Here is a 333-nt window from a genome sequence, read left to right as displayed (position 1 = left end):
GGCATGTCCGGTCTGCTCCGGTACCTCAGGTGTCGCCAACGCGTCGGCGGGAATGTCAAACACCAAAGCCAGAATGTTCACCCGCTCGCGGTCGACGGAGGAAATCAGGCCTTCGGCCCCACGTTCCATCATCCGAATCCACGCTGCGGTGATCGGCCGGCCCGGGGCACCGAGTCCACGCTGCGGTGATCGGCCGGCCCGGGGCACCGAGTCCACGCTGAGCGGGTCGGGCCAACCGGGCGACATCCTCGGGCGCCCAGCCGCGCACGATCCGCCAATACCTAAGGCGTGCTCCAAAGGCGACGGGATCGATGGGAACGCGCCGACGATGTT

1 protein-coding gene is annotated in these 333 nt (G+C 67.6%); it reads right to left on the bottom strand.

What is annotated here, in order from left to right; all coding sequences use genetic code 11:
• The coding region (locus HIJ39_RS23500; protein WP_169103421.1) for a hypothetical protein at positions 1–246 on the bottom strand (246 nt) is incomplete at its 3' end.
• Positions 247–333: the final 87 nt, after the last annotated feature.

It is taken from the genome of Sulfobacillus harzensis, from assembly GCF_012933365.1.
Classification (GTDB): Bacteria; Bacillota; Sulfobacillia; order Sulfobacillales; family Sulfobacillaceae; genus Sulfobacillus_B; species Sulfobacillus_B harzensis.
The sequence above is the reverse complement of the archived record's forward strand: the minus strand, read 5'-3'. Positions and strand labels throughout refer to the sequence as shown.